14 protein-coding genes and 1 pseudogene are annotated in these 22,628 nt (G+C 70.8%); 9 read left to right on the forward strand and 6 right to left on the reverse strand.

The annotated features are described in order from the left end of the window. Positions 1 to 28 precede the first annotated feature (28 nt). Positions 29 to 1,390 carry a hypothetical protein gene (locus HS104_18310; protein MBE7481918.1) on the forward strand — a complete coding sequence of 454 codons (1,362 nt, stop codon included), beginning with the start codon at positions 29 to 31 and terminating at the stop codon, positions 1,388 to 1,390. On the opposite strand, the gene HS104_18315 is transcribed toward HS104_18310, so the two are convergent. Both HS104_18315 and HS104_18320 read right to left on the reverse strand, forming a co-directional pair. Beyond that, positions 1,374 to 4,220, reverse strand: coding sequence for an insulinase family protein (locus tag HS104_18315; protein ID MBE7481919.1), 2,847 nt, complete (start codon positions 4,218 to 4,220; stop codon positions 1,374 to 1,376). The genes HS104_18310 and HS104_18315 overlap by 17 nt on opposite strands. Before the next feature lie 38 nt (positions 4,221 to 4,258). Then, positions 4,259 to 5,119 (reverse strand): hypothetical protein, encoded by an 861-nt coding sequence (locus tag HS104_18320; protein ID MBE7481920.1) that lies wholly within the window; start codon positions 5,117 to 5,119, stop codon positions 4,259 to 4,261. A 71-nt stretch (positions 5,120 to 5,190) separates the two neighbouring features. Between HS104_18320 and HS104_18325 the strand changes: the two are divergent. The 4 genes and pseudogenes from HS104_18325 to HS104_18340 all read left to right on the forward strand — a co-directional run bounded on the left by HS104_18325 (position 5,191) and on the right by HS104_18340 (position 10,017). Then, positions 5,191 to 5,550 (forward strand): annotated as a pseudogene (locus HS104_18325) (AAA family ATPase). Between the two features lie 739 nt (positions 5,551 to 6,289). Next, the gene (locus tag HS104_18330) at positions 6,290 to 7,579 is read left to right on the forward strand and encodes a hypothetical protein (GenBank protein ID MBE7481921.1); all 1,290 of its coding nucleotides are present in this window, start codon (positions 6,290 to 6,292) and stop codon (positions 7,577 to 7,579) included. Between the two features lie 3 nt (positions 7,580 to 7,582). Continuing rightward, positions 7,583 to 9,346: a serine/threonine protein kinase gene (locus HS104_18335; protein ID MBE7481922.1), complete on the forward strand. Its 1,764-nt coding sequence runs from the start codon at positions 7,583 to 7,585 to the stop codon at positions 9,344 to 9,346. A 131-nt stretch (positions 9,347 to 9,477) separates the two neighbouring features. Next, a complete protein-coding gene (locus tag HS104_18340) occupies positions 9,478 to 10,017 on the forward strand; it encodes a hypothetical protein (GenBank protein MBE7481923.1) in 540 nt (179 codons plus the stop codon). Between the two features lie 53 nt (positions 10,018 to 10,070). On the opposite strand, the gene HS104_18345 is transcribed toward HS104_18340, so the two are convergent. After that, positions 10,071 to 10,787, reverse strand: coding sequence for an outer membrane beta-barrel protein (locus HS104_18345; GenBank protein ID MBE7481924.1), 717 nt, complete (start codon positions 10,785 to 10,787; stop codon positions 10,071 to 10,073). Positions 10,788 to 10,954: 167 nt separating this feature from the next. Between HS104_18345 and HS104_18350 the strand changes: the two genes are divergently transcribed. The 3 genes from HS104_18350 (at position 10,955) to HS104_18360 (ending at position 16,979) form a co-directional block, all read left to right on the forward strand. Beyond that, a complete protein-coding gene (locus HS104_18350) occupies positions 10,955 to 13,132 on the forward strand; it encodes a hypothetical protein (GenBank protein MBE7481925.1) in 2,178 nt (725 codons plus the stop codon). Further along, the gene (locus HS104_18355) at positions 13,129 to 15,285 is read left to right on the forward strand and encodes a hypothetical protein (protein MBE7481926.1); all 2,157 of its coding nucleotides are present in this window, start codon (positions 13,129 to 13,131) and stop codon (positions 15,283 to 15,285) included. The genes HS104_18350 and HS104_18355 overlap by 4 nt, the downstream gene beginning before the upstream one ends. A gap of 74 nt (positions 15,286 to 15,359) precedes the next feature. Then, positions 15,360 to 16,979 carry a serine/threonine protein kinase gene (locus tag HS104_18360; protein MBE7481927.1) on the forward strand — a complete coding sequence of 540 codons (1,620 nt, stop codon included), beginning with the start codon at positions 15,360 to 15,362 and terminating at the stop codon, positions 16,977 to 16,979. Between the two features lie 7 nt (positions 16,980 to 16,986). Here the strand turns inward: HS104_18360 and HS104_18365 are convergent, their stop codons facing one another. Together HS104_18365 and HS104_18370 are read right to left on the reverse strand one after the other, a co-directional pair. After that, a complete protein-coding gene (locus HS104_18365; protein ID MBE7481928.1) occupies positions 16,987 to 17,850 on the reverse strand; it encodes a hypothetical protein in 864 nt (287 codons plus the stop codon). Positions 17,851 to 17,890: 40 nt separating this feature from the next. Further along, positions 17,891 to 19,984 carry an N-acetylmuramoyl-L-alanine amidase gene (locus HS104_18370; protein MBE7481929.1) on the reverse strand — a complete coding sequence of 698 codons (2,094 nt, stop codon included), beginning with the start codon at positions 19,982 to 19,984 and terminating at the stop codon, positions 17,891 to 17,893. A gap of 124 nt (positions 19,985 to 20,108) precedes the next feature. Between HS104_18370 and HS104_18375 the strand changes: the two genes are divergently transcribed. Beyond that, on the forward strand, positions 20,109 to 22,085 hold the full coding sequence (locus HS104_18375; protein MBE7481930.1) for a serine/threonine protein kinase: 1,977 nt from the start codon (positions 20,109 to 20,111) through the stop codon (positions 22,083 to 22,085). Positions 22,086 to 22,088: 3 nt separating this feature from the next. Here the strand turns inward: HS104_18375 and HS104_18380 are convergent, their stop codons facing one another. After that, positions 22,089 to 22,625 carry a hypothetical protein gene (locus HS104_18380; protein MBE7481931.1) on the reverse strand — a complete coding sequence of 179 codons (537 nt, stop codon included), beginning with the start codon at positions 22,623 to 22,625 and terminating at the stop codon, positions 22,089 to 22,091. Between the last annotated feature and the right edge of the window lie 3 nt (positions 22,626 to 22,628).

Consider the following 22,628-nt stretch of genomic DNA (forward strand, 5'->3'; position numbering starts at 1 on the left):
CCACTCTATCCGATGTATCCTCCGGCCGGTGAGCGGCAGCGCGGGGACCGTGACTTGCACGCGCTGCGGCGGCGCGGTGGCCTTGGAAGCGCTGCTGAACGCGGTGACCTGCCCGTATTGCGGCGCGCACGTCGAGCTTCGGCCGGACGAGGTCGAGCGCCTGGTGCACTACCGCCACGAGGTGAGGGGACGCCTCCAAGGCGCGGCGCGCGAGCTCGAGCACGCGGAGAGCTGGAACCGCTGGTACGGAGGTGCCGATGCCAAGAGGAAGCACCACTTCTTGGTCCCGATCGTGCTGTGGGTCGGCCTGATCGTGCTGCTCGGGGGCGTGTCGATGGCCGCAGACGCGTTCGGGCTCGCGCGCGGGGCGGGCGGCAAGCTGCTCCCGCTCCTGATGTTCGTCCTGATGTTCAGCGTGATGGGCGGCTACATGCTCTGGTTCTACTCCGGGCGCGGTGGCCGAGCGAAGGCCGCCGTGCTGGCGAGCGCGACCGTCAGCTGCCCGAAGTGCGGCGCGCCGCACGCGCTTCGACCCGGCGAGGTGCTCGACCATTGTCGCTTCTGCGCGGCGCCGCTCTTGCCGAACCAACGCGTGATGGAACACGGCCGAGCCGAGGCCGAACGCGCGCTGTTCTCGGCGGAGCTCGAGCGCTCGCGGGCGGAGCGGCGCGGGATGACCGCGCTCTCCGCGTCGAGCGGCGCCCGCAGCACGCCCTACATCGTGATCGGCTCGTTCCTGCCGATGACGCTGCTCGGCTCGGTGGGCTTCACCGTCTCGTTCGCGATGGGAAGGGAGCGCGGTCCCATCGGCGGGCTGTTCGTGCTCTGGGCGTTGGCCGGCGCGAACGTCGGCCTGCTCGGGCTGATCTACCTGTACCGGAGTCATCGCCAGGATCAGCTCGACCGCGCGCTCCGTCCGTTGCTCTCGCGCTTCCTGGCTCTACCGCTGTCCGACGCCTGGGCGATGAACGGTTGGCTGGATCGGCACTGGGCGGGCTCGGTACCGGTGCAGCAGATGTTCCGCGGGCCGTACTTCTCCGCTGTTGCCGGCGCGGCGCAGGGCTATCCGATGCTCGTGGTGGCGAACCCCGTGGGCGCCAGTGACGACTACCCTGGCTTCGTCAGCGTGCGCCTCGCCGCCTGGCTGTCCATGCCCGACTCGGCCGCGAACCATCCAGCCGCCGTGGCGGCGCGCGCTCACTTCGAGCAGCTCGGCTTCTCCCTGTCCTGGGAGCGCGCTGGACCGGTGGCCCTGGCCGTGCACGGTGCCGCGCGGCGCTGGGTGGCCTCCGGCGACGGCCAGCGCCTCGCGGACGCGGTCGAGCGACTCGGTCACGCCCTGCGCGCTCTCGGCGCGACGCCGGTGGACGTCGCTAGCCCTCCGGTGTGAGCACGCCCAGCACGTACTGCTTCGTCGAGATGTACTTCTTCGCCGCAGCGCGCACGCGATCCGAGCTCACCTTCTCCAGCATCGGAGTGATGTCCGGGATCAGGCGCGGGTCGTCGCCGAACGCGTAGGCGCGCTCGAGCTCCCTGAGCCAGTAGCCGTTGTCCTTCAGCTCGGTCTCGTGGGCACGCCGGCGCGCCTCCTTGATCTTGGCGATGTAGTCGTCGGTGGTGCCGTCCTTCTGGATCGCGGCGATTTCGTCGAACACCGCCTGCTTCAGCTTCTCGACGTTTTCGGGCGAACAGCCGAAGGTCACGCCGAACCGATACTCCTGCCGCGGCCGGCGCGTGATGCCGCCGCCGACCTGCACACCGTACACACCACCCATGTCCTCGCGCAGCACCTGGCGCAGGCGCAGGCGCAGCACCTCGCCCAGCATGCGCATGTCGTTCTCGGTGTCGCGCGACCACTTCTCCGTGCCGTGGAAGGTGAGCGTGACCATGGCCTTGGGCTCGCTGCCCTTCTTCACCGACTTCGTCTTCACCCCGGCCGGCATCGCGACCTTCGGGTCGCGCCAGGTCTCCTTGCGCTTCTTGTCGGGCAAGCTGCCCAGGTACGCCTCGACCAGCGGCTGGAGCTTCTCGAGCTCGACGTTGCCGACGAACACGAAGGTGAAGTCGCTCGCATCGGCGAAGCGGTCCTTGTAGACGGCCAGGGCCTTGTCCAGGTCGATCTTCTCCACGACCTCGGGCGTGGTCGGCCGGCGGCGCGGGTGGTTCTGCGAGGCGAAGACGGCCATCTCCTCGAAGAACGTCCCCTCGGGGGAGAGCCGGCGGTTCTTCACGCTCTCGGACTCGCGCACGCGCCAGGCCGCGAAGGCCTCCGGATCGCGACGCGGCGCCACGAACGCCAGGTGCATCATCTGGAAGAGCGTCTCGAGGTCGGCCGGAGCCGCTCGACCGGAGAGCCCCTCCTCGAGCTCGCCGATGCTGGCGCTCACCGAGACCAGCTTGCCGGCCAGAGCCTTCCGGAGCTGCACGGCGTCGAACGGACCGAGGCCACCCTGGCCGATCACGATGTCGGCGAAGCGCGCCGCGTTCCAGTCGGCGTCCTTGACCAGGGAGTGACCACCGGGAGAAAAGGCGGACACGCGCACCTGATCGTTGCTGAAGTCGGTGGGCTTCACGATCACGCGCACGCCGTTCGAGAGCCGCCACTCCGTGACACCGATCTCGGGGATGCTGCTGGTCTTGACCACGCTGCCGGGCGTCGGCCTGCCCTTCATCAGCGGCACGCCGGGGCCGGCGTCCACGTAGGCCTCGATCTTGCGCCCGGCCACCTCGCGATGCAGCGCCAGGAGCTGGTCCGCGCTGGGCTTGTTCATCTTCGCGGGCCCCGTGACCACCAGCACGCGACTGCCTCCGCTCAGGGACTTGACCAGCGCGTTCAGCTCCTCGAGGCCGAGCTCCGGCAAGAACCGCTCGACCAACGCGAGCTCCGCCTCGCGCCCGGGCATGGCCTCGTCTTCGAAGAAGTGGCGGACGATCTCCGCGGCGAGCTCGCTGCCGTCGCGCTTGGCGCGCTCCTTCGCCGCTTGCTGGAAGCCGCGCAAGAGCTGGCTCTTGGCGCGCTCGAGCTCGGTCTTGGTGAAGCCGTGGCGCTCGACCCGCAGCGTCTCCTCGATCAGCGCGCCCATTCCCGCGAGGACGCCGTCCTCCTTCACGCTGGCGGACTGCCGGAAGCTGTCCGCGGTCCGCGTGAGACCGCTGGTCGAGGAAACGGCGCTCAGGAACGGCGCGTCGGGCTTGCGCCGGATCTCGTCCAGGCGCGCGTTCAGCATGGATCCGACCAGCTGCTCGGCCACGGTCCGGCGGTAGTCGCGCGCGCTCGCCTCGGGCCGGTGCGGCAGCTTCGAGACCAGCGCCACCGTGGTGTTCGGCATCTCGGGGTCGGTCTCGATGCTGACCAGGGTCTTCTCGTGCGCGGGCAGCGTGACCTTGGGGCGCGGGCGCGGCTTGCCCGGCGCCTTCAGCGAGGCGAACTCGCTCTTGATGCGCGCCTCCACCGCGGCGGGCTCGAAGTCGCCGACGGCGATCACGGCCATCAGATCCGGGCGGTACCAGTCGCGGTAGAAGCGCACCAGCGTGTCGCGCGAGGCCTTCTCGATCACCTCGCGCTTCCCGATGGCGAGCCGGTCCGCGTACTTCGAGCCGTGAAACAGCACCGGCGCCTGCTTGTCGAACAGGCGCATGCGGGCTCCGCGCCCCAAGCGCCACTCTTCCAGCACCACGCCCCGCTCCTTCTCGACCTCAGCGGGCTCGAAGGCGATGCCGTCGGCCCAGTCGCGCAGCACGCTCAGCGAACGGTTCAGCACCTCACCGTCGTCGGTCGGGACTTGCAGCGTGTACACCGTCTCGTCGAAAGAAGTGTAGGCGTTCAGGTCGGCGCCGAAGCGCACGCCGATCTTCTCCAGGAAGTCCACCAGCTGCTGCTTGGGGAAGCGCTTGGTGCCGTTGAAGCCCATGTGCTCGACGAAGTGCGCGAGCCCGCGCTGGTCCTCGTCTTCGAGCACCGAGCCGGCGTTGACCGCCAGCCAGATCTGGGCGCGCTTCTCCGGCTTCTGGTGCGGCAAGATGTAATAAGTGAGCCCGTTGTCGAGCTTGCCCCTGGTGACCCGCGCGTCGAGCGGCAACGGCCGGTCGAGCTCGTCGAGCGCTGCCGGGGCGGTGCTCGCGGCGGCGCTCGGCGCCGGCGTAGGCGCGCTCGCCGGAGGCGGCGAGCCGCAGGCCAAGGCGAGCGAGAGAGTCAGCGTGGCAGAGCACAGGCGCTTCATGCGCCCTCACCTATCGCCGATTTTGCGGCGCGGCCAGCCTACTGGCAATAGTTGTACTCTGGCGCCCACGGGTGCGGCACGCAGGACTCCCCGCCGTCACAGACGCTGGGGTAGTTGCCACAGATGATGCGCTGATTGCCGGCCGCGCACTGGGACGGCTGGCGGCACTGGATGAGCAGGCTGCTCGTACCGACCGGCGTGCTGCAGCACACCTGACCCCCGCCGCAGTCGTCCGGCCCGTCGCAGTACGCATCCGGCCCGTTGCACTGCGTGCCGGCGGAGTAGCACTGCTTGGCCTGCACGCAGCAGAAGCTCCCGGGCATCGTACAGGTGGCGCCGCCGCACTCGATCACGCCCGGACCCGAGGCCGGGTTGCACGCGGGCCCGTAGTCGGGACAGCAGTCGTTCGAGCCGGCGCACTGCTCGTCGCAGTAGCAGTTGAGCGGCGGGACGGGCTGACTGCTCCCGCACTTGCCCTTGCAGTAGCTCACCACGGTCGCGCCGCCGCTGCCGCCACCGCCCGAGACCGCGCCGGTTCCCGAGGTGCCTCCGGTCGGCGCTCCGCCGCCTCCGGGCGCGCCACCGCTCGGCGCTCCGCCGCCGCTCGGCGCTCCGCCGCCGCTCGGCGCTCCGCCGCCGCTCGGTGCTCCGCCTCCGCTCGGTGCTCCGCCTCCGCTCGGTGCTCCGCCCCCGCTCGGTGCTCCGCCCCCGCTCGGTGCTCCGCCTCCGCTCGGTGCTCCGCCGTCTCCCGACGTGCCGCCACTCGTGCTGCCACCCGCCGCGCTGGTTCCTCCGGACCCCGTCGCGCCGCCCTTGCCGTACAGGTCGGCTTCGTTCTTGCTGCCGCAACCCGCGACCCAGACACACACACCGGCGATGAGTAGACCTCTGTGAGTCATGGGCGTCTCCCGCGCCCTCTAGGGTGACTCAGTGGGACCACGAGGTCCACAGCGGCTGTAGACTGCGCCCGATGACCGCGCTCTCGGGCCGCGACGCCGAGCTCCGGCAGCTCTCCGAGCTCCTGACCTCGGGGCGACGCCTCGTCACGCTCACCGGGCCCGTCGGCGTGGGGAAGTCCGTGCTCGCCCGCGCGGCGGCGGCCCGCGCGGAGGAGTCCGGAGCCTTCGAGCGGAGCTGCTCGGTGGAGCTGTCTCATGCGAAGACAGTCGAAGCGCTCCTGGACGGCGTCGCGGGGACACTCGGCTCGGAATCGCGTGCGGAGCCTGCCGCGCTCGAGCGAGCCTTGGCCGGCGTCGGCATGGTGCTGTTGGTCTTGGACGGCGCCGACGCGCTGCTGCCTGCGCTGCGCGAGCTGGTCCCCCGTTGGCTGGAGGCTGCGCCGGAGCTCACCCTGCTCGTGACGTCGCGACAGGCCCTCGGCATCGAAGCCGAGCATGTGGTCGAGCTGCCGCCCTTGGCCCTGCCGAGCACCGAGCTGTCCGGCCCCGCCGTGGAGCTGTTCCTGCACCACGCGCGTCGCGCCCGCCCGGGCTACGAGCCCACCCGGGAGGAGGTCCCGGTGTTGCTCGAGCTCCTGCGCGAGCTCGACGGGCTGCCGCTCGCCATCGAGCTTTCTGCGGCGCGCCTCGCGGTGATGGGCCCAGCGGCGCTGCTACACCGTCTGCGGCAGAGCCGCACCGTCTCCGACAAGCTCGAGCGGGCGCTGGAGGGCGCGTGGCAGGGGCTGGACGCCGGACAGCAAGCGACCTTGGGCTGCCTGGCGGTGTTCTGCGGAGGGTTCGGCATCGAAGCCGCGGAGGCCGTGGTCCTGGGCGTGCCGTCGGTGCTCGACGCGGTGACGGCGCTTCGCGCGCGGTCCCTCGTGTCCACCGAGCAGTCTGACCAGGGAGAGCTCAGGCTCTCGCTCTTGAACTGCGTGCGGGACTTCGCCTTCCGGCGCGCCGATCCGGGAGCGCTGGCGGCCGCGCGCGCGCGGCACGCCGCTCACTTCGCGGAGCTGGCGACCCGCTCGCAGAGCCTCGGCAACGAACGCGAGAACCTGGAAGCCGTGCTGGAGTCGGTGCTGGACGCCGGACCGATGACCGCGAAGCGCCGAGCCGGCCCTCCGCGTGCTCTGCGCGCTGCATCCCCCGGGCGCCGAGCCTCCTCCCGCGCGGTACCTGGCGCTGATCGATCCGGTGCTCGAGCGCACCCGCGACTCGGGAGCGGATCCCAAGCTGCTGGCGCGCGCGCTGGTCGTGTCGGCTCGGGCGCGCCGCGAGTCCGGGGACCCTGCGCGCGCGCTGCGCGATCTCACCTCGGCCGAGCGCGTGGCCCGCGCGCTCGGCGCCGCCGACGTCGAGGGGGCGGCGCTCACGGGGCTGGCCGAGATCTTGCTCGATCAGCACGAGCTCGACGCGGCGCGGGATCACGCGACGCGCGGGCTCGAGGCCGCGCGTCGCGCGGGCGACCGCTCCGCCGAGGCCTGGGCCCTGGTGACGCTCGGCGCGGTCGAGGCTCACGCTCTCGACCCTCGCGCGGAGCCGCTGTTCGAGCGCGCTGCCGCGCTGTTTCGCGCGCGAGGCGACGCCGATGGGCTGAGGCGCGCCGAGCTCGGGCGCGCCGACGTCCTGCTCGACGCTGGCGAGCACGCGCGGGCAGCGGAGCACGCGATGTCCAGCGGCGCCGGCGAGCTCGTGCTCGCGCGCGCGCGGCACGACGCCGGAGCCGGCGACCCGGGCTACGCCGAGCAGCGGGGGAGCCTGGCGCTCGGTCTTGGCGCGCTCTGGGCAGCCGAGCAGGGCCGCCTCGGCGAGGCTCACGCGGCCCTGAGCGCCGCCCTCGACGGTCCGGGGCTCGACGCGCGCACGCGGCGGTTCTTCGAGGCGGTGTCGCTGTGGCTGGACTCGCGGGTGCTGTCGGCGACGCCTGCGCCGTCGGCCGAGCACGATCCCGTCATCGCCGCGCTCGCGACGGCGGCGCGCGGCGACGTCGCCTCCGCTCGCGTCGCGCTCGCCCACCTCGGGCCGCGCTCGTGGTGGGCGCGCGCCGCGGCGCGGCTGCTCGTGCCGGTGACGGCGCCGGCGTGGCCGGTGGACGCGCTGGTCGTCGCCTTGGAAGGTTCCTGGTTTCGCGCGCCACGCGGCGAGCCCGTCAGCCTGGCGCGCCGGCGACCGCTGGCGAAGCTCCTGGCGCGCCTGGCGGAGGAGCGCGAAGCGCGGCCCGGCGCCCCGCTGTCGTGGTCCGAGCTGCTCGCGGCGGCCTGGCCCGGGGAGCGCGTGCTCCCCGAGGCCGGCGCGCACCGCGTGCGAGTCGCCGTCTCGACGCTGCGCAAGCTGGGCCTGGCAGAGGTGCTGGAGACGCGTGGCTCCGGCTATGTTCTCGACGAACGCTGCACGCTGGTCCGAGCCCCGAGCTGAGCCATGTTCGCGCCCACGGAGTCCCTGGCCTTCCAGATCGACGGCCCGCGCGCGTTCGAGCTCAGCCGGCGCCGCGCGCGGCGCGGCACTTGGCTCTTGGGTCTCGGCGGCTTCGGGCTGTTGTTCGGCACTTTCTGGATGTTGTGGGGCGTCATCGTCGTGCTCACCGGAGTCGGCATCGGCAATGGCATCATCGTCTTCTTCTTCGGAGGTGTCGGACCCGCGCTCGGTGCGGCCATCGTCTCTTGGGCCGGCGCTCGCCGGCGCCGCGACGCCGAGGCTCTCGTCGAGCTCGCGCTCTTGTCCGAAGGACGCCCGGACATCGGCCTGGAAGAGGCCGCCGATTTCCTGGGGCGCGACGCCCGGGAGGTGGCAGGGCTCATGCGCCTGGCAGGCCAGGGCGGCGCGGCCACGCCCGTGCAGAGCTCGGGCTTTCGTCCGGCTCGGCCTTCCGTCGTGGACACCGCGGCGCTCCTGGTCTTCCGGCGCGCGCGCCTGCGCCGCACGCTGCTCCTCGCCCTCGCTGCCATGGGGGTGCTCGGATTTGCCACGCTGTGGGTCGTGGTCGGGGTGGCCGGCATCGCCACCGGGGAGTGGGTGGTGGGGCTGCTGCTGCTGATCCCCGGCGGAGCCTTCCCGCTCCTGGGTTCCCTCGCGCTCGGTTGGCGCGCGCTCACGAACTGGCGGCGGGCCGCCCGGGCCGCGCGCTTGGCCGCGGCGTTCGCCTCCGGCACGCTGACGCATCTCGAGGACCTCGCCCAGCGCATGCGCGTGTCGGAGGGCGACACCCGCGCGACGGCCCTCGAAGCGCTCGAGCTCGGCCTCGTTCCCCGGGAGGCTCTGGCCAAGATCCTGGAACCCAGCCGCGGCGCGCCCGCCCGCTCGCCGGCGCCGCTGCCGCTCGACGCCTGGGTGGGACGAGCTCTCGATGGCGGCCTGCGCGTGGAGGGGCTGCTCGCACACGGCGGGATGGGCGCGGTATTCCGCGCGCGAAACCTGACCACGGGGCAGAGCTACGCCGTGAAGGTGCTCCTGCCCGACATGGTGGCGAGCCCGGACGCCTTGCGCCGCTTCGAGCTCGAGGCCGTCGCAGCGAGCCGCCTCGGCCATCCGGGCATCGTTCGCGTCCACGACTTCGCTCGAAGCGAGGACGGCGCAGCCTACCTGGTCATGGACCTGCTCGAGGGCGAGACGCTGGAGGCGCGCCTCCAGCGTCTCGGGACGCTGCCCTGGGTCGAAGCGCGACGCATCGTGCTCGAGGTCGGCGACGCGCTGGCCTGCGCCCACGAGGCCGGCCTCCTGCACCGCGACATCAAGCCCGCCAACGTGTTCCTGTCGCGGACGCGAGAGGGCGAGCGCGCCGTGCTCCTGGACTTCGGTCTGGCCAAGCCGCTGGGTGAGTCGGCGAAGTCGCGGATGACCACGAGCGGCCTGGTCGCCGGCACGCCGCTCTACATGTCGCCGGAGCAGGCGCGCGGCGAGCACCTCGACGTGCGCTCGGACGTGTACGGGCTGGCCGTCGTCGCGTACGAGATGATCGCCGGTGTACCGCCGTTCTTCGACAAGACGGTCGCCGAGGTCTACGCGCGGCTCCTCCGCGAGACGGCGCCGCGGCTCGGCCAGGTCGCCCCCGGGAGCTGTCCGGCGGCGCTGGACGCGATCCTGACCCGGGCTCTGTCGCCGGCTCCCGCGGAGCGCCCGGCCAGCGTGCGCGAGCTCCTGGCCGAGCTCGCGAGCGTGCCGCAGCCCAGCGCGGCCGCGGGCTGAGTCAAAGCGCGAAAGCTCCGGGCTTTGACCGGGTTTTGACCCGCATTTGACGGCAGGCGGCGGGGCCACCCCGCGTAGGTGGGGGTCGAGACGGGCGAGCGCGGTGCTCACCCGAAGCAGGAGAATAGGTCATGCGTCATGTGGTTTGGTTTCCGGTTCTGGCTCTGGCGATCGGTTGCAGCATCGGAGGAAAGAAGAGCGAGCAGGAGAAGGCCGCCGCGAGCGGCGGAGCGGCCACCCCGGCGGCCGCGGCCGCGGGAGCGAGCGACCTCGCCAAGGTCTCCCTCGACCCGCTCCCGCTCGAGATCCAGGTGAAGGCTGGCGGCATGGGCGCGATGGACATGTCGCTCGACGACAAGAAGAGCGTCACCGTGGACATCGGCGACGGCGCGTCGCTCAACATCTCGCCGGAGGAGCGCAAGCTCGCGCAGGTGAAGAAGAGCTACGCCGGCGACACGGTGCTCTTCCCCTTCAAGAAGTGGGAGAAGGAAGAGGGCAACACCGCCGTGCTCCAGTTCGCGAGCGACGGGAAGAAGGGCTACATCGGCTTCACTCTCGTCGAGGTCGGGGGCAAGCCCTACCTGTGCAAGACCACCGGCCTCGACGGCGTCGCGTCGGTCGAGCTGGCGGAGAAGCACCTCGCTGCGTGCAAGACGCTGAGCGCGAAGTGACGCTACGAGCGACGAGCGGTGGGGCGCAGCCGGCGCGCGCCACCGCGCCCCGCTCAGCTCCCGAAGGTGAACGTGCCGACCGCGACGAGCCGCCACGGCAGGGCCACGCCCTCGCGGCTGCCATCCTCGTTCTTGCCGGGGCTGTGGCAGCGCTCGGTCCCGGTCTCGTCTTCGCAGATCTCGTTCGACACGTGGAGATAGCCCCCGAGCTGCGGGCCCAGGCGGAAGAGCTTCGAGAGCTGCCACTCCACGCCGATGGCCAGCGGGTAGACCATGCCGCGGGCGGTGTAAGTGTACGTGGCGTTCGCGTTCGACGCCTCCGCGGTGACGGAGCCGAAGCCGATGCCCGCCTGCAGGTACGGGTTGGTGGTGCCTGGCTCGAACCAGTACCAGCGCGCGAACGGCGCGAAGTAGGCCGAGCTGAACTTCACGTCCGTGGCCTCGTCTTGCAGCTGACCCTTCCACGAGTCGCGCACCTTGAAGCTCCAGGCCGCCAGCTCCAGTCCCACCGAGAAGTGATCGTGAAAGCGCCAGCCTCCGCCCAGACCGAACGCCACGCCGCCGTCCACGGGGCAGTCGCTGTCGGGCTTGTCGTTGTCGCACACGGCGTTGCCCAGGCCGAGCAGGAGGAACAGCTCCACCGGCTCTCGGGGCGAGCGGGCGGGTGTCGGTGCGGGCTGGGGTCCAGGCGCCGGCTCGCTCGGGACGGGCTGGGCTCCGGCGACGGAGGCGAGGAGCAGCAGCCCGAAGGGGGGTCCGAGAGCTCGCATTGGTGCCCGCATCACAGCAGCAATCGTACCAGCGAGAAAAGCTCGGAATCGGCCCAAGAACGCCTGGGCAGTGAACGGTACGCCACGCCCGCGGAGTGAACGGTGTACGCCGGCGCCGCACACCGATCTCCTGACCTCTTCGCCGCGAGACTGCTACTCTCGGGCTGGTGTCTTCGGGTCGGTTCAGGACGCGCCCGCTGCTGAGAGGCCTGGTTGCGCTGGGGCTCCTGGTGGGCGCCTGCACGCTCGGCGCCCGGGACGACGCCGAGCTGTCCGGTGGAAGCGGTGGCAAAGGCGGCTCGGACGCCGGCGGCGACGCCGCCGCCTGCACCGCCACCAGCAAGGACTGCGACGGCGTCGCGGCCAACGGCTGCGAGACCCCCATCGACAAGGACCCGAAGAACTGCGGCTCCTGCGGCAACGCCTGCCCGAGCGACGGCGGCAAGACTCCCACTTGCGTCGACGGCAAGTGCGGCCTCTCCAACTGCGCGGCGCCTTTGGCCGACTGCGACGGCGACGGCAGCTGCGAGACCGACACTTCGAGCTCGCTCGACCACTGCGGCTTCTGCGAGTACGCCTGCGCGCTGACCAACGCCAAGGCCGTCTGCTCCAACGGCTGCCAGATCGAGGAGTGCAACGCCGGCTTCGAGAGCTGCGACGGCATCCCATCGAACGGCTGCGAGACCCCGCTCGACACCGACACCGACTGCGGGTTCTGCGGCACCGCCTGCTCGCTGCCGAACGCGACCTCGAGCTGCAGCAGCGGGACGTGCGCGATCACGACCTGCTCCACCGGCTACGGCGACTGCGACAAGCTGCCGGAGACGGGCTGCGAGTCGAACACCCAGACCGATCCCAACAACTGCGGCGCTTGCGGCACGGCGTGCACGACGACGCAGGTCTGCCAGAACGGCAAGTGCGTGGTGTCGAACTGCGCGCCTCCAACCGCGGACTGCGACGCCAACCCGGCCAACTGCGAGACCAACACCGACACGTCGGTCGCCCACTGCGGCTTCTGCAACAACCCCTGCACGCTGGCCCACGCCACCGCCGCCTGCAGCGGCGGGAAGTGCGCGGTGGCCACCTGCCTCGCCGGCTGGGGCAACTGCGACGGCAATGACGCCAACGGCTGCGAGACCCAGCTCAACACCACCACCAACTGCAAGAGCTGCGGCGACCAATGCTCCGGCGGACCCAACGTGAATTCGGCGAGCTGCGGGCCGTCCGGCTGCAACGTCAACTGCGCGGCGGGCTTCAGCAACTGCAACGGCGTCGCCGCCGACGGCTGCGAGGCGCAGCTCGCCACGGACCCGCTGCACTGCGGGAGCTGTACGAAGGACTGCACCGTTGGCGCCCCCAGCGGCACCCAGCCGGGCTGCGCCCAAGGCAAGTGCACCTACAACTGCGGCGCCGGCACCGCCGACTGCGACTCGAACGGCTCGTGCGAGACGAACCTGGCGACGAGCAACTCGAACTGCGGCGTGTGCGGACGCTCGTGCGGGACGTCGGCCTGCGCCAACGGCACCTGCACTCCGGAGGTGGTCGTCTCCGGAACCACCCTCACCTCGGTGGACTACGACTACCCGGGATCGACCAGCCTGGTCTACGGCCGTAACCCAGGTGGTGTGTTCCGGGTGAACAAGAGCACCAAGGCCGTGACCTCCCTCACCACGACGAAGAGCTCCGTGTGGCTCGACGTGTCCGGCCCGAGCACGTACTTCGCCGACCCCGCCGAGGGCATCTTCCGGGTCGCGACCAGCGGAGGCTCGACGAGTCAGATCACGACGACGCCCAACGTCGTTCGGCTCGACGAGTACGGGGGCGACATCTGGTTCACCGTGACCTCTGGGCCGCTCCGCCGAGTGGACGCCGCACCGATGGGTGCGGTCCAGACCTGGGACTCCCAGCTCGGCGCCTTCATGGCCACCCATGAGGCCGGGAACGTGTACTGGACCATGCCGGGGCTGGGAGAGGTCCGCCGCTCGGGCGACAACATTCCGAACAAGCAAACGCTCGCGTCCGGCCAAGGCGAGCCGTCGTACTTGGCGGCAGACGGACAGCACGTCTACTGGACCGCGACCACGGACGGGGTGATCCGACGGGCAACGACGGCGGGACCGGCCACGGACTTCGTCACGGGTCAGCCCAGCGCCTATGCGCTGGCCGAGCGTGACGCCAACATCTACTGGGCGACCAAGAACACGGGCAGCCTGTGGCGCGCTCCGAAATCGGGTGGCCCGCCGGTGAAGCTGGCGGAGCCCGTGACCGGCGTGGTCAGCATCGTCGCCGACCCGACCCACGTCTACTGGGTCGACTCGACCGGACTGAAGCGCGTACCCCAATGAAGACTCGCGGGTTCATCGCCCTGGGACTCCTGGTCGGCGCCTGCACGCTCGGCGCGCGGGACGACTCCGAGCTGTCCGGCGGCGGCGGCGGCAAGGGCGGCTCGGACGCCGGCGCGGACGCCGCCGCCTGCACCGCCACCAGCAAGGACTGCGACGGCGTCGCTGCAAACGGCTGCGAGACCCCAATCGACAAGGACCCGAAGAACTGCGGAGCCTGCGGCAACGCTTGCCCGAGTGACGGCGGCAAGACGCCCACCTGCGTCGACGGCAAGTGCGGCCTCTCCAACTGCGCGGCGCCTTTGGCCGACTGCGACGGCGACGGCAGCTGCGAGACCGACACGTCGAGCTCGGTCGATCACTGCGGCTTCTGCGAGTACAAGTGCGCGCTACCCAACGCGAAGAGCGTCTGCGCCAACGGCTGCCAGATCGAGGAGTGCGATTCGGGCTTCGAGAGCTGCGACGGCATCCCCTCGAACGGCTGCGAGACCCCGCTCGACACCGACACCGACTGCGGCTTCTGCGGCACCGCCTGCTCGCTGCCGAACGCGACCTCGAGCTGCAGCAGCGGGACGTGCGCGATCACGACCTGCTCCACCGGCTACGGCGACTGCGACAAGCTGCCGGAGACGGGCTGCGAGTCGAACACCCAGACCGATCCGAACAACTGCGGCGCTTGCGGCACGGCGTGCTCCAACACGCAGGTTTGCCAGGGCGGCAAGTGCGTGGTGTCGAGCTGCACGCCGCCCATGGCCGACTGCGACAGCAACCCCGCCAACTGCGAGACCAACACCGACACCTCGGCCGCGCACTGCGGCTTCTGCAACAACCCCTGCACGCTGGCTCACGCCACCGCCGCGTGCAGCGGGGGGAAGTGCACGGTGGCCACCTGCGCTACTGGGTGGGGCAACTGCGACGGCAACGACGCCAACGGCTGCGAGACCCAGCTCAACACCACCACCAACTGCAAGAGCTGCGGCGACAAGTGCTCCGGCGGCCCGAACGTGCTCACGGCCAGCTGTGCCGCCTCCGGGTGCTCCCTCACCTGCGCGCCCGGCTTCGGCAACTGCAACGCCTCGGCCCTGGACGGCTGCGAGTCGCAGCTGACGAACGATCCGACTCACTGCGGCACCTGCACCAAGGACTGCACGACGACCGCCCCACCCGGCACCCAGGCCGGCTGCTCGAGCGGTGCCTGCACCTACAACTGCGCCATCGGTACCGCGGACTGCGACGGCAACGGGTCGTGCGAGACCAACGTGAACACCAGCGCCGCCAACTGCGGCCAGTGCGGGCACTCCTGCGGCGGCACGGCGTGCGTCGGCGGGTTCTGCACGCCGGACGTGGTCGTGCCCGGCTCGGATCTCACCTCCGTGGATGCAGACACGAGCACCGCGTCACTGGCCTTCACTCGCAACCCGGGCGGGGTGTTCCGAGTCCAGAAGTCCACCAAGAGCGTCACGCCCATCACGACCCAGCACGGCTCGACGTCGGTGGACGTGATCACGACCTACAGCTTCTTCGCCGCCCCGACGGCAGGGGTGTTCCGAGTGCTCACCGGCGGGGGCTCGCCGACGCAGCTCTCGAGCACCACGGGAGCGAACCAGGTCGACTCCGATGGGAACTACGTGTTCTTCACGAGCACCTCGGGGCTCCGGCGCGTCAGCGCGGGCGGGGGCTCCACCCAAACGTGGGACCCGAGCCCGGGCGTATTCGGGCTGCGCTTCGACAACTCGCCGGGCTGGGTCTTCTGGACCGTGCCGAGCGCAGGCGAGGTACGCTACGCGGGGGTGAGCGTTCCGAACGTTCAGACGGTCGCCACCGGCCAGGGCGATCCATCCTTCGTGAAGGTGGACAGTCAGTACGTGTTCTGGACCGCGACCAGCGACGGCGCCGTCCGGCGCGCCACGAAGCCGGCCAGCAACGTGACCACCGTCGCGTCCGGCCAGCAGAGCCCGTACGCGCTGGCCCAGGACGGCAGCGAGCTCTTCTGGGCGTCGAAGGGCGCGAACGGCGGCCTCTGGCGCGGGCTCAAGACCGGCAGCGGCACGCCGGTGAAGCTCGCGGACTCGCTGACCAACGTGCTCTGCATCGAGGTGGACGCGACCCACGTCTACTGGATCGACTCCGGCGGCCTGAAGCGCGTCCCCAGGTGAGGAATTTGCCGGGATCTGCCGGCAATTCGAGGAGGCCTCGAGCCGCGTGGTAGCCTTCGGGATCCGAGGTCGCGGTGACGGACACCCCCAGCGTCGAGCCGATTCGCATCGTTGGCCGCTACGCGCTCCACCAGGAGATCGCGGCGGGCGGCATGGCGACGGTGCACCTCGGGCGCCTGCTGGGCCCGGCGGGCTTCTCGCGCACGGTCGCGATCAAGAAGCTCCACCCGCAGTTCGCCAAGGACCCGGAGTTCGTCAGCATGTTCCTGGACGAGGCCCGCGTCGCGGCCCGCATCCGGCACCCGAACGTGGTCTCGACCCTGGACGTGGTGGCGCTCGACGGCGAGCTGTTCATCGTCATGGACTACGTCGAGGGCGAGTCGCTGGCCCGCCTGGTCCGGGCCGCCCGCGGCAAGGGTGGGTGGATCCCGATCAAGAACTCCATCTCGCTGGTGACGAACGTGCTGTACGGGCTGCACGGGGCCCACGAGGCGAAGGGCGAGCGCGGTGAGCCGTTGGGCATCGTGCACCGCGACATCTCGCCGCAGAACATCCTGGTGGACACCGACGGCACGGCGCGGGTCGTGGACTTCGGCGTCGCCAAGGCGGTCGGGCGCCTGCAGACCACGCGGGACGGTCAGCTCAAGGGCAAGCTCTCCTACATGGCGCCCGAGCAGCTGAAGGGCGAGGCAGTGGACCGGCGCACGGACGTGTTCGCCGCCAGCATCGTGCTCTGGGAGCTGCTCACTGGAAAGCGCCTGTTCCAGTCGGACAACGAGGCCGCCACCTTCGGCAAGGTGCTCAACGCCGAGGTGCCGGTGCCGAGCAGCATCGAGCCGTCCGTGTCCGCGGAGCTCGACGCCATCTTGCTCAAGGGCCTGGCGAAGAACATGGACGATCGCTTCGCCTCGGCCCTGGACATGGCCGAGGAGCTGGAGCGCGCCGCGCGGGACCGGCCGACGCAGCGCGAGCTCGGGCGCTGGGTACGGGAGCTGGCGGCGGAGTCGCTGGCCCGACGCGCCGATCAGGTCCGCGAGCTCGAGAGTCACTCCGCGGTCAGCGACCTGGTGGGCGCGCCCGACCCGCATTCCATCTCGTCGCCCCGCATCGAAGTACCGCCGATGCCGGCGCCCGTCCTCGCCCCAGCCGAGGCCGTGCCCGCGGTCTTGCCGGTTCCGCGCGAAGAGCAGAGCGGCAACTCGAACCTCTCCAGCATCTCCATGACGCGGGGCAGGACGCTGCCTCCGCCGCTGAACACGCGGAAGAACCTGATGATCGCCCTGGGCGGCGTGGCCGGCGTGCTCGGGTTTCTGGTGATCCTGATCGGCTTCCTGGTGCTGCGAAGGGCGACCCAACCCGCCGACGCCGGCGCGTCCGGCGTGGAGCCGATCCCCGGGGCGGCGCCCGCGGTGGAGCCCACGCTCGAGACGCCCGCGCCGGAGGTGGCGAGCGCCGCGCCACCGAGCGAGCCCGCCCCGAGCGAGCCAAAGCCCGAAGCGCCGAAGCCCGAACCGGCGAAGCCCGAACCGGCGAAGCCCGAGCCGGCGAAGCTCACCGAAAAGAAGCCCGCCGAGAAGAAGCCCGTGGAGGCCAAAGCGCCGACGGGCGTCAAACCCGTCGCGCCCAAGGGCTGCAATCCGCCCTACACGCTGGACAAGGACGGCACGCGGATCCCGAAGCCCGAGTGCTTGTGATCCTGGGTCAGAACCGACCGCCCACGAAGGCCGCGCCGCCGCGCCCGAGCGGCGCGAATCCGACCACGGTCGCGCTCTCGGTCTGCTTGGGGCGCGTGAAGTAGAGATAAGCCGCCGCGCCGAGCGCCACCGCCCCGACGCCCAGGGAGATGTCCGCGATCAGCATCTTCTGGTGCGCAGCGTCCACCTTCGACTGGGAGCAGTTCGGCGCGCAGGTGTCGGCCAGCTCGTCCTCGTCGCTCTTGCCGGTGCTGCCGAAGTACGCGAACGACGCCACGCCGAGCACGCCGACGCCGCCGAGCACGTAGACCAGCACCGGGGTCTTGCGAGTCGCCTGCGCCTGGTCGCCGGTCTCGTTTGGCGCTGCGGGCGCGGGAGCTTCGTCCTTCTTCTGCTTGGAGAAGTCCGCCAGCACCTCCCGGGCCTTCTCGCCCTTCTGCAACGACACCTCGATCTCGATGGGCTCGAGGCCACCCGCCTCGAAGCGGACCTTGTGCGCGCCGGGATCGACCTTGATGGGCGAGCTCGGCAGCTGGTCGCCCACGCTGACCCCGTCCACCAGGACCTTCACCGTGATGGTCTTCTTGCCGTCGAGGTCCAGAGCGGACAGCGCCAGCGTCGGCTGATCGCGCTCGTTCTCCTCGACCCAAGCCTTGCAGTCCTTCTTGACCGTGGCAGGGCAAGCGTCGTCGGCGCACAGCTCGAGCTTCTGGCGAGCCTCGCTCAGCTTGTCGGCCTTGCGCAGGCGCTGAGCGTCCACATAGGCCTGGACACAGGCCTGCTTGGTGGTGTCGGCCCGGGCCGCGGGCGGCGCCAGGCAGAGCGCTCCGAAGACAGCCAGGGACCCGAAGACTACTCGCCCACGACGCACGGCAGCAGCGTAGCCGAGTCCGCGTGCGGGGTCGAATCAGTCACCGCCGCCGACGCCAGAGCGGCACCAGCGCTCCCGCCAACAGCAGCCAACCGGCGCTGCCCGACGGCGGGCGCTGCCCGACGGCGCACGAGGCGCCCACGTCGCCGGCGTCGGACTCGTGTTTCGCGGAGCCCGTCGGCTTGCCGCTCACCCCGGCGCCACCACCCCAGCCTGCCTCTTCGGGAGTGGGCGCTTTCACCGCGGTCCCCGGCGCCGGCATCGGGTCGTCGATCATCTCGATTTTGCCGCTCGTGTCCTTGACGATCACGGGGCGCCCTCGGAGCTTCGGCCCTTCCCAGAGCGCCGCGACCTCCGCGGCGGGCACCTGCTTCACCGCGTCGAACGACAGCGACCACGCCGCCATCACGGCCGGGCTCGGAACGTGCCGGCGCCACTTGCCGTCCACCAGCCAGACCTCCGGCGAACCGTCGTCAGCCTGAACCAGCTCCGGCGCGGAGGGCCAGGCACTCGCCTCGGGCAGCTTGCCGATCTCCGTGTCTCCGAGCGGCAGCGCGTCCCAGAACAGATCGAGCTTCCAGACCTCGAAGCTGGTCGGGTCCACGACGTGGCGCCGCACGCCGCTCGCCGCCGCGGTGCAGGTCAGGCTCTTGGGGCTGCCGGTGAGCTCGGCGTTCGCGCCACCGGCGCTGTCGATGCCGTAGGCGTGGATGGGGTGGGCCTGGCCGTCGAAGAGCGACAACGGCGGGTAGACGTCGAAGCCGTGGTTGCAGGAGCCGATGGCCGTGCACAGGTCGTCGCGCTCGACGTCGGCGGTGAGCGGCACGCCCGTGGCGCCGGAGCCCGCGGGGCCCCCGAAGTACAGGTGTACGTCGATGGGCTTGGTCGCCGCGTCCGGATCCTGCGCCCAGCCCTTGATCCCCTCGCAGCTCACCTCGTCCAGGTAGCCCTTGGGAGGCGCGTTGCACACGTCGCCTTCGTCCACCTTGCCGTCGCAGTCGTCGTCCTTGCCGTTGCAGATCTCGGTCTTCGGCGTGCACTCGCCGTTCACGACCAGGTCCATGTAGTGGGCCCAGTTCCAGCCGCTGCCCGGATCGGTGTGATCGGAGCAGTCCGGCGCCTCGCCGTGGCCCATGATGTGCTTCTTGTCCTTGGGGATGCCGTATTGATCGCAGAGCCAGCGCGTCAGCTTGGCCGACGACTTGTACATGGCCTCCGTGTACCACTTGCCCGGATCGGCGACCCACCCCTCGTGCTCGATGCCGATGGTCTGGCTGTTGAAGCAGGCGTCGTGCCAGGCGATGTCCGCGTCGTCCACCATCTGAGTGATCTGCCCGTCGCTCGAGCGGATCACGTAGTGGGCGGACACCTTCGACGACGAGTTCTTGAACCACGAAATGGCGCCCGCGTAGCTGCCCTGCGTGGTGTGGATGATCACGTAGTTGATCTGCGCTGCGCCCCGGGAGGCGTTGGTGTAGTTGCCAGAGTACGCGGCGCTCCAGATGGCCCCTGGGTAGCCCAGACCTTGCTGCACGGCCGCGAGCTCGTCGCCATCGAGGCCGACGCCGCTCACCTCGACCACGAAGCCCTGGTCGTCGTGACCCTTCCAACCGCTGCTCAAGAGGGCGCGGACCTCTGACACCAGCGCCTCGCCGCCGTAGGCCTCGACGACCGAAACCCAAGCGTCGAGGCCGTCCCCGGCGCCCACGCCCCGCGCGTGACCCGAGGTCTTCAGCAGCGCGGCCGCGGCGCGGATGTTGGTTCGCGCGTCGGTTGCGACGAGCTCCACGCTCACCCCGATGAGCAGCGCCGCCGCGTCGGCCGAGGTGAGCCCGCCGCTGCCGATGGCCATCAGGCCCCACTCGCGCGGCGCGTGCTCGTGATCGGCGTCGTGCTCGTCGTGAGCGCCCAGGTTCATGCTCAAGCGCGTCTGGACCTGCGCGATGGTCGCTAGCAGCTCCGCCGGCACTCCGCTCTGGCGCTCGGCCTCGCGGAAGTGCCCCACCAGAGGCGAATCGCCAGACAGCTGGGCGCGGGCCGACGCCGGGGCCTCCCTCTCCGACGGACCGCAGGCCCCGAGCAGCAGGGCGAGCACGAGCAAGGGCAGCTTCAGCCAGACGAGTCGCAAGTCCACGCCCGTCCCTTCGCAAATCGCGCACCAGGCGCGCCCCTCGTGTTTTCGCGCAGTTAGCGCCTCAATCCGCCAACCCTCGGTTGGCAGCGTATCGCCCGAGTTGGCATGCGAAGATGCGCTCCGGGTGACCGAGCGGGAAGAGCTTCTGCGAACGTTCGGCGAGCGGGTGAGCCAGCTCGGGCTGGCCGACACCGCCTTGGCGTTGCCGCTGGATGTGACGCAGCGACCCGAGCCCTCCAGCCCGGGCGCGCCGTCCCGCGCCTGGACGCGACCGGAGCCGAGCGAGCTGCCACGCATCTCCCTGTCGTTCGCGCTCGCCTCGATGCCCCCGTCGAACCCCGACGCCGCTGCTCGCGCCGACCTGGAGGTCCAGGGAGTGATCGGCGAAGGCGGCATGGGAGTCGTGCACGCCGCGCGCCAGCGCTCGCTCGATCGCGACGTCGCGGTCAAGACGCTCAAGTCACCGAGCGCCGGGGACGGGCCAACGGCCGCGCTCTTGCGCGAGGCCATCATCACCGGACGGCTCGAGCACCCTGGCATCGTGCCGGTGCACGCGCTCGGCCTCGACGATCGTGGCGCGCCCGTTTTGGTGATGAAGCGGGTCGAGGGCGTCGAGTGGCGCGCCCTTCTCGCGGACGCGCAGCACCCGGCTTGGGCGAGCCGGCCCGGAGATCGGCTCGACACCCACCTCGAGATCTTGATGCAGATCTGCCAGGCGGTTCACTTCGCCCACGATCGCGGGGTGATCCACTGCGACATCAAGCCCGAGAACGTGATGCTCGGCGGCTACGGCGAGGTCTACCTGGTGGACTGGGGCATCGCCGTGCGCAGCGACGACCCCAGCATGGCCGAGCGCGCCGGGCTGGTCGGGACGCCGGCGTTCATGCCGCCGGAGCTAGTCTCGGGCGGGCCCATCGGTCCGGCGACGGACGTCTACCTGCTCGGCGCGACGCTGCACTACGTGCTCACGGGACGTTTTCGCCACGACGGCAAGAAGCTCCAGGACGCGCTGATGTCCGCGTTCTGCTCGGAGCCGTACGCCTACGACGCCTCGATCCCCGACGAGCTCGCGGCTTTGTGCAACCAGGCGACGAGCCGCGACCCCGCGGCGCGACCGGCGAGCGCGCTGGCGTTCCGACAGGCCATCGCCGACTTCCTGCGGCACAAGGGCTCCATCTTGCTGGCCGACGAGGCCGCCGAGCGCCTGGCGCGCCTTTCGACGTTGCTCGACGAGAGCGCGGAGGACGACGCACCCGATGATCTGCAGCGGGCTTACCAGCTGGTCACCGAGTCTCGCTTCGGCTTCGCGCAAGCGCTGAAGGAGTGGAGCGAGAACACCCAGGCGCGCGCCGGGCTGACCCAGACCGTGACGCTGGCCGTCGAGCTCGAGCTGCGTCAGGGTCACGTGCAGACGGCGGAGGCGCTCCTCGGCGAGCTCGGCACGCCTCCACCGGAGCTCAGGGAGCGGGTGCGGCTGGCGCGCAAGGAGCTGGCGAAGCTCCACGCGGAGGACGAACGCCTGCGCGCCATGGCCCGCGAGCAGGACAGCAGCGTGGCCGGCCGCGAGCGCACCAAGGGCCTCGCCGCGATGACCGGCGCCGCCATGGCGCTCTCGGCTTTCGCGCTGTCTCAGCCGAACCCTGCCAAGATCAAGCCGGAAGGGTTGCTCGCGTTTGGCGTGGTGATCTTCGCCGTCACGCTCGGCATCAGCGTGCTCTGGCGCAAGCGACTGTTCGAGAACCAGTTCAGCCGGCGCATGACGGGCTTGATGCTCATGACCAGCGCGCTCCTGGTCGTCAGCCGCTCCTTCGGCGTCTGGCTTCAGATGCCGGCGCCGCTGATCTTCGCCCAAGATCTGCTGGTCTTCGCCGCGGTCTCGGGCGTCGCGGCGGTGCTGATCTTGCCCTGGCTCGCGCCGCTGGTGTTGCTCACGGCCGGCGGCGCCGCCTACTGCTTCGCCTCGCCCAGCCTTTCGCCGGTCGTGTTCTCGCTGGTCGGCGTGCTCACACCACCCTGCGTGGCGCTGGCGCTGTGGCGACATCGCATGGTCGAGGAGCAGGAGCGCGAGGACGCCTTGCCGCAGAGCACGACGTTCGAGTGAGAGTTACAGCTTCGGCAACCCGAGCTTCTCGCCCGGCAGCTCCGGGAGATCTCTGGGAGCATCCACGTCGATCTCTGCCTCACGCAGGAATCGCGAGAGCTCCTCGTACACGAGCCTCGTGCGCGCGCCCGGGTAGAAGCAGATCTCCTCACCCGAAGCGTCGAGCGTGAGTCGGGCCTCGACTCCGGCGAGGTGCTCAGGGACATCCACGCGAAGCTTGACTCCCGACGAAACATCGAGCGTCCCGAGCGACCTCGAACCGGTCGGCAGCACGCGAGCGACTCGGAGGCGCTGCCGCTCCAGCGTGAAGCGCCAACGATTGCGACGCGACGTGTACAGGGCGATCGGGAGCGCGCACGCGATGGCCAGGAGCACGGGCACCCAGACGAATACCTCACGGAGGCCGAAGAACCCCTGTAACGCGTAGAACACTGCGGCCAAACCCAGCGCCGCCAACATGGTCACGACGTTGGAGCCCGCCGCCACCTCCAGCTCGGTGCGCGGCGCGCTGCGGTACGGGGATCCAACGGGCTCGGTCACGCC

Source organism: Polyangiaceae bacterium (genome assembly GCA_015075635.1).
In the GTDB taxonomy this organism is placed as follows: Bacteria; Myxococcota_A; Polyangia; order Polyangiales; family Polyangiaceae; genus JADJKB01.

Coding starts and splice junctions, on each gene's coding strand:
- HS104_18315 (MBE7481919.1), bottom strand. CDS start 4,220: ATGAAGCGCCTGTGCTCTGCCACGCTGACTCTCTCGCTCGCCTTGGCC.
- HS104_18320 (MBE7481920.1), bottom strand. CDS start 5,119: ATGACTCACAGAGGTCTACTCATCGCCGGTGTGTGTGTCTGGGTCGCG.
- HS104_18335 (MBE7481922.1), top strand. CDS start 7,583: ATGTTCGCGCCCACGGAGTCCCTGGCCTTCCAGATCGACGGCCCGCGC.
- HS104_18340 (MBE7481923.1), top strand. CDS start 9,478: ATGCGTCATGTGGTTTGGTTTCCGGTTCTGGCTCTGGCGATCGGTTGC.
- HS104_18345 (MBE7481924.1), bottom strand. CDS start 10,787: ATGCGAGCTCTCGGACCCCCCTTCGGGCTGCTGCTCCTCGCCTCCGTC.
- HS104_18355 (MBE7481926.1), top strand. CDS start 13,129: ATGAAGACTCGCGGGTTCATCGCCCTGGGACTCCTGGTCGGCGCCTGC.